The organism is Marinobacter confluentis (assembly GCF_004785685.1).
GTDB classification, from domain to species: Bacteria; Pseudomonadota; Gammaproteobacteria; order Pseudomonadales; family Oleiphilaceae; genus Marinobacter; species Marinobacter confluentis.
This window is the reverse complement of record NZ_SRPF01000003.1, coordinates 37,039-51,588: the sequence shown is the minus strand read 5'-3', so window position 1 is coordinate 51,588 and position 14,550 is coordinate 37,039. Positions and strand designations below refer to the sequence as shown.

Annotated in this window: 12 protein-coding genes; 11 read left to right on the top strand and 1 reads right to left on the bottom strand. The window is 55.8% G+C overall.

The window, feature by feature from the left end; genetic code table 11:
• The first annotated feature begins 15 nt into the window (after positions 1-15).
• The 5 genes from groL (at position 16) to E5Q11_RS10825 (ending at position 6,300) form a co-directional block, all read left to right on the top strand.
• Positions 16-1,623 carry a chaperonin GroEL gene (groL, locus tag E5Q11_RS10845; RefSeq protein WP_135803453.1) on the top strand — a complete coding sequence of 536 codons (1,608 nt, stop codon included), beginning with the start codon at positions 16-18 and terminating at the stop codon, positions 1,621-1,623.
• 117 nt (positions 1,624-1,740) lie between these two features.
• Positions 1,741-2,715 (top strand): sugar ABC transporter substrate-binding protein, encoded by a 975-nt coding sequence (locus E5Q11_RS10840; RefSeq protein ID WP_135803452.1) that lies wholly within the window; start codon positions 1,741-1,743, stop codon positions 2,713-2,715.
• A gap of 63 nt (positions 2,716-2,778) precedes the next feature.
• A complete protein-coding gene (locus tag E5Q11_RS10835; RefSeq protein WP_135803451.1) occupies positions 2,779-3,780 on the top strand; it encodes an ABC transporter permease in 1,002 nt (333 codons plus the stop codon).
• A 28-nt stretch (positions 3,781-3,808) separates the two neighbouring features.
• Positions 3,809-4,759, top strand: coding sequence for an ABC transporter permease (locus E5Q11_RS10830; protein WP_135803450.1), 951 nt, complete (start codon positions 3,809-3,811; stop codon positions 4,757-4,759).
• Positions 4,756-6,300, top strand: coding sequence for a sugar ABC transporter ATP-binding protein (locus tag E5Q11_RS10825; RefSeq protein WP_135803449.1), 1,545 nt, complete (start codon positions 4,756-4,758; stop codon positions 6,298-6,300). The genes E5Q11_RS10830 and E5Q11_RS10825 overlap by 4 nt, the downstream gene beginning before the upstream one ends.
• A 31-nt stretch (positions 6,301-6,331) precedes the next feature.
• On the opposite strand, the gene E5Q11_RS10820 is transcribed toward E5Q11_RS10825, so the two are convergent.
• Positions 6,332-7,384, bottom strand: a complete 1,053-nt coding sequence (locus E5Q11_RS10820) for a LacI family DNA-binding transcriptional regulator (protein ID WP_225315042.1) — start codon at positions 7,382-7,384, stop codon at positions 6,332-6,334.
• A 188-nt stretch (positions 7,385-7,572) separates the two neighbouring features.
• On the opposite strand from E5Q11_RS10820, the gene E5Q11_RS10815 reads away from it, so the two are divergent.
• The 6 genes from E5Q11_RS10815 (at position 7,573) to E5Q11_RS10790 (ending at position 14,470) form a co-directional block, all read left to right on the top strand.
• Positions 7,573-8,880, top strand: coding sequence for a M24 family metallopeptidase (locus E5Q11_RS10815; protein ID WP_135803447.1), 1,308 nt, complete (start codon positions 7,573-7,575; stop codon positions 8,878-8,880).
• A 66-nt stretch (positions 8,881-8,946) separates the two neighbouring features.
• On the top strand, positions 8,947-10,404 hold the full coding sequence (locus E5Q11_RS10810) for an NAD-dependent succinate-semialdehyde dehydrogenase (protein WP_225315012.1): 1,458 nt from the start codon (positions 8,947-8,949) through the stop codon (positions 10,402-10,404).
• Between the two features lie 231 nt (positions 10,405-10,635).
• On the top strand, positions 10,636-11,817 hold the full coding sequence (locus E5Q11_RS10805) for an AMP-binding enzyme (protein ID WP_135803446.1): 1,182 nt from the start codon (positions 10,636-10,638) through the stop codon (positions 11,815-11,817).
• Positions 11,807-13,381 carry an HAL/PAL/TAL family ammonia-lyase gene (locus E5Q11_RS10800; RefSeq protein ID WP_210426321.1) on the top strand — a complete coding sequence of 525 codons (1,575 nt, stop codon included), beginning with the start codon at positions 11,807-11,809 and terminating at the stop codon, positions 13,379-13,381. The genes E5Q11_RS10805 and E5Q11_RS10800 overlap by 11 nt, the downstream gene beginning before the upstream one ends.
• A 67-nt stretch (positions 13,382-13,448) precedes the next feature.
• A complete protein-coding gene (pyp, locus tag E5Q11_RS10795) occupies positions 13,449-13,838 on the top strand; it encodes a photoactive yellow protein (RefSeq protein ID WP_135803444.1) in 390 nt (129 codons plus the stop codon).
• A 71-nt stretch (positions 13,839-13,909) separates the two neighbouring features.
• Positions 13,910-14,470, top strand: a complete 561-nt coding sequence (locus E5Q11_RS10790; RefSeq protein ID WP_225315011.1) for an acyl-CoA thioesterase — start codon at positions 13,910-13,912, stop codon at positions 14,468-14,470.
• The last annotated feature ends 80 nt before the right edge of the window (positions 14,471-14,550 follow it).

Below are 14,550 nucleotides of genomic sequence, written 5' to 3'. Positions count from 1 at the left end.
AGGAACCTTTTTCTTATGTCAGCCAAGCATATTCAGTTCAATCAGGAAGCCCGGAATTCTTTACTGCGAGGAATCAACACGCTGGGGGATGCGGTTAAAGCAACACTCGGTCCGTGTGGACGACACGTGGTGATCAGTAAGAAGGATCGCCTGCCTTATGTGACCAAGGATGGCGTGTCGGTTGCCAAGGAGACGGAGCTGCCCGATGAAATCGAAGATACGGGAGCGCGCCTTGCACGCAATGTCGCATCAAGGGTCAATGAAGAGGTCGGTGATGGCACCACGACGGCTACGGTTCTTGCCCAGGCACTGATGAACGAGGGAATGAGAGCGGTTGCGGCCAATATGAGCCCGGTCGCGATCAAGCGGGGTATAGAGTGGGCAACGAAAGATGCCGTCAGCGCCCTGAACGGAATGTCGAGGCCCTGTGATGAGCCTGAATCAATCCGCCGTATCGCGACAATTTCGGCCAATGGTGATACCGCCGTTGGTGAAATGATTGCTGAAGCCATGAACGAAATTGGCTCGGAGGGGGTCATTACCGTTGAGGATGGAACCAGCCTGGATCTCGAACTGAAGCTGGTCAAAGGCATGCAGTTTGATCGTGGCTACGCCTCCCCTCACTTTATCAACGATCACAAAAGCATGACGGTGGATCTCGAGGATCCATTGATTTTGCCAATCGATGGTAAATTTGATTCATTCAACGATCTGGTGCCTCTGCTGGAGGCGGTAGGCAAGGGGCGTCGCCCGTTGCTGGTTATTGCCGAGGAGTTCGAGCACGACACTCTGCCGACCCTGATCGTGAACCATATGAAGGGCCGGGTAAAAGTTGCCGCAGTGAAGTCACCGGGTTTCGGCGAACGGCGTAAAAACATGATTGCCGATATTGCGGTATTGACGGGTGCGGAGCTGGTGTCTGCGGAGCTTGGGGTCGCCATCGCCGATCTTCAGGAGCCGGACCTGGGCAGCGCCAGGCGGGTAGTGATAAGCCAGGATACCTGCACCATTATTGATGGCGCCGGTGATAGCGAGGCCATCTCAGACCGGATCGATCAGATCAGGCAGCAGATACCGGACGCCTTTTCCGACTATGATCGGGAAAAATTAATGCAGCGAAAAGCACGGCTTTCCGGTGGTATAGGCGTCATTAAAGTAGGGGCTGCAACCGAGGTAGAGCTTGAGGAGCGCAAAGACCGGATTGGTGATGCGATTCAGGCCACGCGGGCAGCGGTGGAAGAGGGCTATGTACCCGGGGGCGGCGTGGCGTTGATCAGGGTGATCGAAAAAATGCGACCACCGACTCAGCTGACGCCCGATGAGGCTGCCGGATATGCGCTGACCATCAGGGCCCTGGAAGCTCCGCTGTCGACCATTGCTGAAAATGCGGGCCTGGTTCCCGGGGTCATCATCGAGAATATCCGCGGCGGGGAGCTTGATTATGGCCTGAATGCTGCGACGGGGAACATCGAATCCCTGTTTGACGCCGGGATCATTGATCCGACAAAGGTTACAAGGTTGGCGTTACAGACCGCTTCTTCGCTGGCAACTCTTCTGATAACAACTGAGGTTTTGCTGGTTGAACATGGGCAGGTGGAAGAAGGCCACCAGCATGCCCATTAAAAAGTAGGAAAAAATGAATGCAAACGTTTGCATTATTATCTGTACTCTGCAACGATTGTTCATGAGGTTCTCATTAACCTTCATGTCCGTAAAAAAACAAGCAACGGAGTCAAAACAATGAAAGTTCAGATCAGTTCAATTCGTACCATCCGCTCTTTTGGCAAAACATCACTGATTGCCGGGTCGCTTGCCCTGGGTCTGTCATCCATGGCGCAGGCAGAAACCTTCAGGATCGGTATTACCCAGAACAACGTCGGCGTCGACAGCTATCAGACGACTTATGAGCAGGCATTTGAAGAGGCCGCTGAAGCGGCGGATAACGTGGATGCCGTGGTGCTTGATGCCGGTGGTGATGTGGCCCGCCAGATTTCACAGGTCCGCGACCTGATCCAGCAGCAGGTTGACGTCATCATCATCTGGCCGACTGACGGTCAGGCGGTAGTGCCCGCTGTCAAGCGCGCCAAAGACGCAGGTATTCCGGTTGTTGTCACCAATTCCAATATTGCTGAAGCGGGCCAGCCGCTGATTGCCTCTTTCTCTGGCCCCAACAATATACAGCAGGGCGCTTACGCGGCGGAAATGATGTGCGACCAGCTGGGTGGCAAGGGCGATATTGTCCAGATTACCGGCCAACCAGGTTACACCACAGCGATCGAACGGCAAAAAGGCTTTGAAGATCGGCTGCCGGAAGTCTGCCCGGATGTGACCATTCTGGATTCACAGCCTGGTGACTGGAACCGTGAAAAAGCCCAGCGCACCATGGAAGGCTTCCTCACCCGCTACGACAATATCGATGGCGTATACGCCGCAGACGATAACATGGGCGTTGGCGCCCTGAACGCTGCGAAATCCGAGGACCGCGCTGACGAGATTATCTTCATTGGCGCAACCAACTTCGCGGTGGGCTATGAGGCCATGGAGCGGGGTGAATATCATGGATCGGTCTATCAGTCACCGGCAGAGGACGCGCGCAACGCTTTGAACATTGCGATTGCTGTTGCCAAGGGTGAAGAAGTGGAGAAGATGAGCTATTTCGACACACCAAAGATCACCCGCGAAAACATGGATGAATTTGAAAAGCCTGTTTTCTGAGTTGGTTGATCTGACGTTCAAAAGGGGCCCTTGCGAAAGGGCCCCTGTTGGTGGAGTCAAATAATGAAAGCTTTACTGGGTTCTTTCAGGCCGGGTTCAAAAAACAGCGAGCTATCGCCGCTTCAGTTCTTTGGCAAGCACGGTATTTCGGTCGCGTTTGTCCTTTGCGTGGTTATCTTTTCCCTGGCGACGGACCGCTTCCTGAGCGCTGACAACTTTTTCACGGTGGTGATGCAGGCATCCATCATCGGGACCATTGCTCTGGGCGTAACGTTCGTGGTCATTGGCGGGAATCTGGATCTGTCTGTCGGTTCCCTGCTGTCGTTTGCGACCGTTTTGGTGGTCGACCTTCACGACAAGGTGGGGCCGGGAACCGCCATCATCCTGATGTTTGTATTCACCCTGCTGATAGGCGCGGTAAACGGATATCTGATTGGTTATCTGCGGCTCAACTCCCTGATCGTCACCCTCGGCATGCTCTCAGCCATTCAGGGCATTACGCTGGTCTACAGCGGCGGCAAGAACGTCGATATATCCGATCAGGAAAACACCTGGTTTGCGTTTTTCGGAAGAGAAGAATTCCTTGGTATCCCCATACCGGCACTCATCTTCATTGTACTGGGCATTGCATTGCAGATTGTGCTGCTGAAAAGCGGCTTCGGGCGAAAGATCTTCGCCATTGGCGGTAATGGAACCGCTGCGCTGTTCTCCGGGCTGCGTCGAAATCGCCTGGTCTTCAGTACCTATTTACTGTCCGCCTTTACCACTGGCTGCGCGGCTCTCATTCTGGGCTCCCGTGTGATGGGGTCACAGAACAACGTTGGCGAAGGTTACGAGTTGCTGGTTCTGGCCGGCGTCATCCTGGGCGGAACCAGCCTGCTTGGTGGCTCGGGGAGTATCATCAGAACCGTGATCGGGGTGCTTATTCTGGCGATGATCCAGAATGGCCTGTTACTGCTGGGCTACCCCTATTACACCCAGTGGCTGGTGACCTGGGTGGTGATTATCGTGGCCGTCTGGCTCGATATCGCAGCCAAGCGCGGCAAGTTGCTCAGCACCTATTAAAACCCGAAATATGACGGGGATAACGACAATGAATCGTATAGTTGATCTGATAAAAAAGCAGCCGATCTGGATATTTGTTCTTGTCTGCATTGTCTTTTTCAGCGTGTCTTCACCTTATTTTTTCGATCTCAACAACTTCAGTAATATTCTGGTTCAGGCCTCGACCATCGGCCTGATTGCTCTTGGCATGACGTTTGTGATGATCAACGGCAACATCGACCTGTCGGTTGGCGCTACCGTCGCTCTGGCGGCCAGTCTTGCCGTCGGTCTGCAGTCCGAGTTAGGCATCATTGGCGCCGTGGCGGTTGGCCTGATGTCCGGAATCATGATTGGCGCGCTCAACGGCATTATCGCCTGGAAAACCGGTGTTGACGCATTCATCGTGACGCTGGGTGCAATGATCGGGGTCAGGGGGCTGGTCTTTATCTATACCGACGAACAGTCTTTCTACGCCTATGATCTGGCGTACTCCGATTTCGGTGCCAGTGAAATATTCTCGATTCCCGTACTGGCGCTGATTTTTATACTCCTGACGATCGTCGCCCATCTGATTCTGAAATACACCATTCACGGACGAAATGTGTTTGCGGTGGGCGGCAATAGAGTGGCGGCCAAAGAAGCAGGGATCCGGGTTGGCCCGCATATGCTGATCAACTTCATTCTGGTGGGTTTCCTGGCGGCGCTGTCCGGTATCCTGTTGTCCACCCAGATGGGTGCATCAACGCCCAATCTCGGCCGCAATTACGAACTCTGGACGATTACCGCTGTGGTGCTTGGGGGCACCCGCCTGACCGGGGGGTTTGGCAGCATAATCGGCACACTGGGTGGCGTTCTGGCGATTGCGATTCTCCGAAACGGTATGAACCTGCTTCAGGTGCCTTCGTTCTACGTGCTGATCATTCTGGGCTCCATTCTGATCATCGTTCTGTTTATTGATAAGCGCTTTGCGGAGCAGCAGGGGCAAGGAGTCGGGGCATGACGAGTCAGGTTGAAACAGCAGCGAACGAGTCCGTGAACCTGCAGCCAGCGCAGGAAACGCTACTGAAACTTCAGAACGTGAGCAAAACGTTTCCGGGTGTAAAGGCTCTGGACGGTGTCGATCTGGATGTCCGCGCCGGGGAGGTACACGCTCTGCTCGGCGAGAATGGCGCCGGCAAATCCACCCTGATGAAGATCCTGGCCGGTATCTACCAGCCGGATGGCGGTGAGGTGATTCTCGAAGGTCAGCGGGTGCAGATGACCAGCCCGATCGAAGCCCGTGATCATGGTGTGTTGCTGATCCATCAGGAGCTGTCGTTGGTGCCCGATATGACGGTGGCGGAAAACGTGTTTCTCGGAAACATGCCCCGCTTTGCCAATATGTTCGTTAATAACCGGCACCTGAACGACCGGTGTGGCGAAATACTCACTCGACTGAATTGCAAATTCGAACCGACGGAGCGCCTTGGCAACCTGTCGATTGCCAACCAGCAGATGGTCGAAATCGCCCGCGCCCTGGTGTTCCAGCCCAAGGTGGTGGTGTTTGATGAACCCACAGCTTCGCTCACAGACTATGAAAAAGTGGTGCTGTTCGGTGTCATCCGGGAGTTGCGGGAAAGTGGCACCGGTATCGTGTATATCTCCCACAGGATGGATGAGATTTTCGAGCTTTCTGACCGCATCTCTGTGCTGCGTGACGGTACCTACCAGGGCACCTTTGAAACTGCCCAGACCAATGAAGACGAAGTGACCCAGCGCATGATCGGCCGCGATCTGGACGCCGATATCCAACATCAGCCGCCGGAGCTGGGGCCGACCGCTCTGGCGGTGCAGGGGCTGGCTATCGAAGGCTTGTACTCGGATATTTCCTTTGATGTCCGGGCCGGCGAAGTGGTTGGTTTCTATGGCCTGGTGGGAGCCGGCCGGACTGAAGTCATGGAAACCATCTTCGGCCTGCGTAAAGCGGACGCCGGCAGTGTTCAGGTTCAGGGTGAAGACCTGCCGATCAGTTCACCGTCCGATGCCATTGACCAGGGTCTTGGCCTGGTGCCGGAAAGCCGCAAGGAACAGGGTCTGGTACTCGGCATGAGCTGTAAGGACAACACGACCCTGGCAAACATCAGCAAATTCACCAAGTACGGGTGGATCGACACCGCCGCTGAAAGAACCATTTTTGAAGAGTATATGGAAAAGCTTCGGATCAAATGTCCGGGCTGGGAGTATGAAACGCTTAACCTGAGTGGGGGTAATCAGCAGAAAGTGGTCATCGGCAAGTGGTTGAGCACCTCGCCGAAAATACTGATTCTCGACGAGCCGACCAGAGGCATTGATGTTGGCTCCAAATCAGAGATTCATCATCTGATCAGGGAGCTGGCCAAGACCGGACTTGCGGTTATTGTTGTCAGCTCTGAAATGCCCGAGGTGCTGACCGTCAGCGACCGCATCGTTGCGATGTACGACGGCCGCATCACCCAGTGCTTTGACCGCAGTGAGGTCACCGAGGATTCGCTGATCAGGGCCATCACTGGCCAGAATACCTGAGGCTTTCACGGGATATGACTGTTGAGCGACGCTAGCTGGCGTCGCTTTTTTTCTTGCGGCGGACAACCGGGGCGGTCGAGCCACGGATCACCAGTTTGGGCTTGAGCAGGACTTCCTCATTGAAGTCGAGATTGCCGGATTTAATCCGCTTGAGCAGCAATTCCGCAGATCGCTCCCCCATCTGGAAGTGGGGAATGGACACCGTGGTCAGAGGGGTCGCGAACCAGTCGAGGTAGGGCATGTTGTTGAACCCGACAATCGACAACCTCTTCGGGCAGGTGTAACCGAATTGCCTCAGTGCGGTATAACAACCGAGCGCGATCAGGTCGTTGGATGCAATGATTGCTGTGGCGTCTGAGTTCTGCCCGAGGAAGACCGACATCGCTTTTTCGCCAGCGTCTTCTGACAGGGCATGGGCTTCAACGATGCGGTGGGGCTCTACCTCAAGGTCATGCTCTGCCATGGTCTGGGTAAAGGCGCGAAGTCTTATGTAGGAAACTGAAATGTTCTTGGGGCCGGCAATAAAGCCGATTTTGCGATGACCCAGCTCTAGCAGATGGTCCACCGCCATTTTTATGCCCAGCGAGTCGTCTACTTTTACCGTGTCGACATCGCCCTGATCGACCACCCGGTTGACCAGTACCAGCGGTACACCCTGGCTTTTGCACAGATCAACGACGCTGTCTGTTCGAAAAGCGGCCGCGTAGATGATGCCATCAACCCCCCGGCTGATCAGCCGTTCCACTTCGGTGTGTGCGGTTATTTCGTTGTTTTCACTGTAGGCCAGAAATGCGGTGTAGCCATAACGGTCAAGCACGCTTTGAATGCCGCGGATGATGGGCGGGAACACCGGGTTCATCAGGTCCGGAATAATCATGCCAATGGTCTTGGTGCTTCCCATCTTGAGGGCGTAGGCGGCGGCATTCTGCTTGTAGCCCATCTCCAGGGCCGCTTTTTTCACGCGTTTCACAACATCAGGCGAAATCATCTCGCTGGATTTCTCGCTCAGAGCGCGGGAAACCGTGGAAGTGTTGATGTTCAGGTGTTCTGCCAGATCGCGAAGTGTTACCCGTTTCCTTTGCACCAAAACCAGAGTCCAGTATCCGATAGAAATTGATAGCGTGAATTATACACCAACTTGTTCGACCTGGAGTTGCCTGCGGCCTTTTTAATTGATTAACGCAAACGTTTGCACTAAAGTGTGTTCATCGTTAGTGAGAAGCTTCAAAACAAGAACAGGCTTATCTTTTGCCGCCGTATCTAGGAGGAGTCATGGCCAAGACCGTAAAACCGAGCGAGCCAACCATTGTCCGTTCCGAGGATGTTGATCCGCACTGGGTGTGGGGGCGTCCCATTCCCGCTCCGGGGCGGATGCACGTGGATTTTGAGGAGCGGGTCAATTACGACCGCCTGCATCGTTACCGCACAGGCAGGGCACGGGAAGCGCTTGCCGGCTCTGACCTTGGTGCCATTCTCTGTTTTGATAACAACAACATCCGTTATCTCACCAGCTCTGTCATCGGCGAGTGGACTCGAGACAAATTCTGTCGCTATGCCCTGTTTACCGGCAACTCTGATCCTTACCTCTGGGATTTCGGTTCAGCCGCTGCCCATCACCGGATTTATGCGCCCTGGCTGAAGCAGGAACGGTGTCGTGCAGGCATGCTGGGTCTGAGAGGGTCCATTGGTAAGGAGGCTGGGCTTTTCAAGCGCGCTGCCGAAGAGATCCGGGATATCCTGAAAGCCGAGGGCGTTGCCGACATGCCGGTTGGTGTGGATGTTTGCGAACCACCCATGTTATTCGCGCTTCAGGAAGCGGGTCTGGAAATCAGAGATGTGCAGCAGGTCATGCTTGATGCCCGTCAGATCAAGAGCCAGGATGAAATCACCCTGCTGAATATGGCCGCTACCATGGTGGATGGCGCCTATGACCACCTGGCGGAAAAGCTTCGCCCGGGCGCCCGTGAAAACGAGATGGTCGCCCTGGTGAACAAGTTCCTCTACGACAACGGCTCTGACGATGTAGAGGCGATCAACGCCGTATCCGGCGAGCGCTGCTGTCCCCACCCGCACAACTTTACTGACCGCATGTACCGGCCCGGGGATCAGGCATTCTTCGACGTGATCCAGGCGTTCATGGGGTACCGCACCTGTTATTACCGCACCCTGAACATCGGCAGTTCCACAAAATCTCAGGAAGATGCCTACAAGCAGGCGCGGGAATGGATCGATTCAGCCATCGAGCTGGTCAGGCCGGGTATGACAACCGACAAGATTGCAGCGGTCTGGCCCAAGGCGACTGACTTTGGCTTCGCCAACGAAATGGAAGCCTTTGGCCTGCAGTTTGGCCACGGCCTTGGTATGGCACTGCACGAGCGGCCAATTATCAGCCGACTGGTGTCGTTCGACAGCCCCTTCGAACTGCAGGAAGGCATGGTGTTCGCGCTGGAAACTTATTGCCCTGCCGCTGATGGCAACGGTGCCGCCCGTATCGAGGAGGAAGTCGTTGTCACGCCCGATGGCTGCCAGGTGATCACGCTGTTCCCGTCCAAGGAACTGTTCATCGCCAACAAGTACTAGTTTTTGGTAACCGGCACCAGCTGACGGCCAATCCATTGGCAGTTCCAGAATCAGGGAGTCTGTGGTTTGAAAGAATACATTGAAGCAATCGGACAAAGCATACCCAACGGGTTGTTCATCAACGGTGAGTGGATTACCGAAACCAGTGGCAAGTTTGATGTGGTTAACCCGGCCACCGAGAACCTTATTGCTACGGTTCCCAGCTGCACGCCCGAGCATGCAAAGCGGGCGCTGGATGCCTGCGAGGGAGCCGCGAAGGAGTGGATGGCGCTGACCCCGCGAGAGCGGTCAGAGGTATTGCGAGCCGTGTTCGATACCATGCAGAAGGAGAAGGATACCATTGCAAGGCTGATCACCCTTGAGGAGGGAAAAACCCTCAAGGAATCCACTGGCGAAGTTGATTATGCGTCGGAATTCTTTCGCTGGTATGGCGAGGAATCCCTTCGCCTGGGCGGCGAAATGCGGCCATCCCCCAGTGGTAAACACACGATCGTAGTGACCCATCAGCCGGTGGGCACTGCGTTGCTGATCACGCCCTGGAATTTTCCTGCGGCGATGATCACCCGCAAAATTGCACCGGCGATTGCCGCGGGCTGCGGGGTGATCGTCAAGCCGCCAAAGGAGACACCGTTTACCTCCATGTATCTGGCAGATCTGATGCAGCGGTGTGGTGTTCCCGACGGCCTTGTGAACATCCTGACAACGGATGATGCGGCGACGCTTACCGACAGCCTGGTCAAGGATGAGCGGCTCCGCAAGATTTCTTTCACCGGCAGCACCGGGGTTGGAAGGGTGCTGTTGAGCGCTGCCTCCGAGCGGATCCTTAATACCTCAATGGAACTTGGCGGAAACGCCCCATTGATCGTCTGCGATGACGCCAATATCGACACCGCCATCGAAGGCGCCTTTCTCGCCAAGATGCGTAATGCCGGTGAATCCTGCATTGCCGCCAACCGACTGTATGTTCACGACTCGATCTATGATGAGTTCTGCAGCCGTCTGGTGGAGCGATTTGCAGGGCTGAAGGTAGGCAATGGCCTGGAGCCTGATGTGGACGTAGGCCCGATCATTTCCCGCAAGGAACTGGAAAAACTGCAGGCGATCATTGCCGAGGCGGTCAGCGACGGCGCCAAGATTGAAACCGGCGGAACCACGCTTCACGCCGAAGGTTTTTTCTTCGCGCCAACCGTACTGAGCAATGTAAAACCGGATGCCCGCATTCTCGGCCAGGAGGTGTTCGGGCCGATTGCACCGCTGGTGCGCTTCCAGGATCTGGAATCTGTAATACAGCAGGCCAACGACACACCCTATGGCCTGGCCGCCTATGTGTTCAGCCAGGACGTAGGCAAGGCCATGCGAATCGCGCAGAGGATCAACGCCGGTATCGTGGGCGTGAACCGGGGCTTTGTTTCCGACCCGGCGGCTCCTTTCGGCGGCATGAAAGAGAGCGGAATCGGACGGGAAGGCGCACAGGACGGCATAAAAGAGTTTCTGGAAACCCAGTATATTGCTACATCCTGGTGACAGGCCCGGCCAATCCGGGCCGGTTTCCGAGGTTCTTCTTGATGCGCGGGTTCAGGGCGGCGATGGCCGGCCCTGGATCGCGCATCAGCCCGCAAGATGAATCCGTACAATTAATTACAATTAAACTCTTCTTCAGCAAATCCTTACGTCCACAGCCTCGTATTTTTACCCCAATAACTGGTGAGTAAAAATAATGAGACGTGGCCCGGATTCCCGAGGCATCTTCCGCTGATGCTGTCGGTTCATAACTGCACTGCTTTGCTGCAGCATCTGATTGCCGCCGCTCTGGCACCGTCCCGGGCGGTGTCTACCCGTGAACTGCTCACAGACCTGGAAAGTAACGACGATCTTAGGGCCGGACCGGCTGCGCTGGGTTCGCTGGATCAACTCACCGTGGCCCGGAATGTCGCTGAATTCTTTGAGCTGGACAAAGCCGGGATTGAAGAAGTGCTGTTGCGGCGCGTTCGTTTGAGTCAGTGGAGCGAGGCCATTGTTGAAAGCCTGGATGAGGGTTTGCTGACCCAGCTATGGTTCCGTTCAGGGGGTACGACGGGCGAGCCGACGCTGGTTCCCCAGACCCTAGCCCGATTGCAGTCGGAAGTGAGTGAGATAAGCACGCTTGTTGAAGGTACCACCCGCGTTGTTTCCCTGGTTCCCCTGCACCATATTTATGGCTTTATCTGGGGCCCGCTTCTAAGCGACCGGTTACGGGTGCCGCTTATTCACGGGGAAGAGGCGGTCGCTGTCGCGCACAGAGGCCTTCGCCCCGGGGACCTGGTTCTGGGTGTGCCAGAGTGGTGGCAGTATTTCCACGGCAGCCACCGTCGCTTTCCAGTCGGGGTTGTGGGGGTGACCTCCACTGCGCCCTGTTCGCCTGAAGTGATCAAGTCAGCCATTGAAAAAGGGCTCGCTTCCATGATCGAAGTCTACGGTTCCAGCGAAACTGCAGGCATTGGCTGGCGTACTGATCCACAGCGTGCATTCCACCTGTTCGGGTACTGGACGAAATTTGACGATGATCAGTTGATCTCGACTACGGGCGCCGTTCATTTCCTGCCTGACATCGTTGAATGGCAGACAGACCGTTCGCTGATTCCGCGTAAACGACGAGACGGCGCTGTTCAGGTGGGTGGCGTGAATGTCTGGCCTGAGCGGGTGAGGGATTTTATCGGGCGTCACCCCCAGGTTCAGGAATGCGCTGTTCGCCCGTTCGAGACAGGCCAGGGCCTTCGACTCAAAGCCTTCATAGTGCCGGTTTCAGGAGTTTCGGCCACAGCAACGGTTGACGGACATCTGGAAGCGGAACTCAGGGATTGGTTGAGCGCCAGCCTGCCCGCGCCGGAGCGCCCAACCCACCTGTCTCTGGGCGACAGGCTGCCCCGCAATGAGATGGGGAAACTCTGTGACTGGTAACCGCGTCGAGCTCAGATCAGAGGGGTTGTCTCTTGCCGACCTGGAAGCGGTTGCCCACGGTTTGCCGCTGATCCTGTCGGCGGAGGTGTGCCAAAGGGTTGAGCAAAGCCATGAACGCCTGGCTCGTTATCTGAAGGAGAACCGGCGTATTTATGGCGTGACCACCGGTTATGGGCCGCTGGCGGATACCCTCGTTGGCAGCGACTTTTCCCTCGACCTGCAAAAGAACCTGATCGCGCACCTGAGCACCGGCGTCGGCGCGCCATTAAGCCGCATTCACACCCGCGCGACCATGGCAGCCCGCATCAGCGCACTGGCCCGGGGCTATTCGGGGATATCGCTCGATGCCCTGGACATGCTTACAAAGTGCCTCAATCTTGACGCCATTCCGGTGGTTCCATCTATGGGCACGGTTGGTGCGAGCGGTGACCTGACGCCAATGGCCCACATTGTTGGCGCGATGATGGGCGAGGGCGAGATCGGCCTGGGTGGCTTCGAACCGGGGCCTGCGAAGGAGGTTCTTGCGGCACTCGGCCTATCACTGTTCAGGCCCGGCGGCAAGGATGCGCTGGCACTGGTCAATGGCACCTCAGCGATGACGGGTATCGCCGGGATTAACGGCGCAGCAGCGGGGCGAGCTCTGCGTTGGAGCGCCCTGCTGTGTGCAGGTCACGCCGAAGTGCTCAATGGTCGCCGGGAAGCCTGGGATTTTGCTTTTGGCGAGGTTCGTCCGCATCCGGGACAGCAGCGGCTGCATCGCTGGTTGAACCGACTGGTCCAGAAAACAGAGACGGCGCTGGACGATTCACACGGGGTCGAACCGGGTCAACTGGTGTACCTGGGTGAGTCTTTTCAGGATCCCTACAGTCTTCGTTGTGCGCCGCAGTTGCTGGGCGCCGTCAGTGATCAGATCGACTGGCACGATCAGACCGTCGGTATCGAGCTGAACAGTGCCACCGACAACCCGATTCTCCCGGATAACCAGGACAGGGTGCTCCACGGCGGTAATTTCTATGGCCAACACGTCGCCTTTGCGTCGGACGCCCTGGCAAATGCGGTTATTACCATGGGCGTACACGCTGAACGACGCATTGCGCGCTTGTGCAATCCACGGCTGAACAAGGGGCTGCCAGCGTTCCTTCAGCCGGAGCAGCCCGGGCTTCAGAGCGGCTTTATGGGGGCCCAGGTCACCGCCAGTGCCTTGCTGGCGGAGATGCGTATAAAAGCAACACCCGCATCGATCCAGTCGATACCCACCAATGGCGACAATCAGGATGTGGTCACCATGGGCACGATTGGCGCCCGCCGCACTGGCGAGCTCCTGGACCTGCTCAGTTCCCTGCTTGCCATTGATGCCCTGATGGTCGCTCAGGCATTGGATTTAAGGATTGAGGAAAACGCCGGCGTATCAGCTGGCAACGCGGTCAACGAACTGCTGGCCTGGGTGCGCAAGAGGGCGCCAAGACTGACCAACGACCGACCCCTGAGCGAGGAAATTGCCCGGGTAGCCAGAGCAGTGGCGTTGCCCGGAACATTGGTTGATGGACTTGCCGGCTTTGATTGAGAGAAACGGCCAAGGAAGGTCTGATTGTGTGGTTTCAATTTGACTGCTATTTCCAGAGGTATGACACATGAAAAGGGTACGCTTCGAGCCAGATGATCTGCAGAACGAGATGGCCAACATCAGCGATGAAGAGGTCAATAACCTCATGTACGGGGCCATTGAACTGGACGCCGAGGGAACCATCCTGAGATACAACCAGGCCGAAACCGAGCTGACCGGGCGCAAGGCGGAGGATGTGATAGGCCGGAACTTCTTCAACGATGTCGCGCCCTGCACCCGTAGTAACGAATTCTCAGGACGGTTTTTCGAAGGTGTGAAAACCGGGGAATTCAACGCCGCCTTCGAGTATCTGTTCGATCACGAGATGGAGCCGACCAAGGTCAGGATTATCATGATCAGATCTGCCGCCAAGGATACCTACTGGCTGCTGATCAAACGGAAACTGTTGAAAGACTGAGCGACGTCTTTGTGCTATCAGTAGTTCTGTAATGAGTGCAGGGCTTCTGATGCGTTGGAAAGAGGTATGTCTTGAAAACAATAAAAGGTTATCGGTCGGTAAAGTCGTCGCAGATCGTTCTGAAAGAATTAATGATTCCATCCTATGAGAATTTTGGTGGGAAAGTGCACGGTGGCATCGTGCTATCCCTGATGGATAAAATTGCCTATGCCTGTGCGGCCTCGCATTCAAAGGCGTATTGCGTTACCGCATCGGTGGACAAGGTGGATTTTCTGAACCCGGTGGAAGTGGGCGAGATACTCACGCTTTCCTCCTCCGTGAACTATACCGGCCGGTCGTCGATGGAGGTGGGGATACGAGTGGTGTCGGAGAACTTCACCACCGGGTCTGTCAGGCACACCAATACGTCCTATTTCACCATGGTTGCGCTAAATCCCGACACCAAAAAACCTGAACCGGTGCCTGGTTTGCTGCTTGAAGACGCTCAGGAGATCAAGCGATTTCTTGAGGGCCGACTCAGAAAGAAATTGAGAAAACAGCATGATATTGACCTCGACAGAGCCAGAAAGGAAATACCCGGGGCAGACGGCCTGGAGGCGCTGAAAGAGGAGAACTGCAAGGTGGGCTTTTGATAGGAAATGTGGCGGGACAGAGAGGATTCGAACGTCTGACATGTGCCTGACTGCACGTGTTCCCGGATAACTGGTTGATG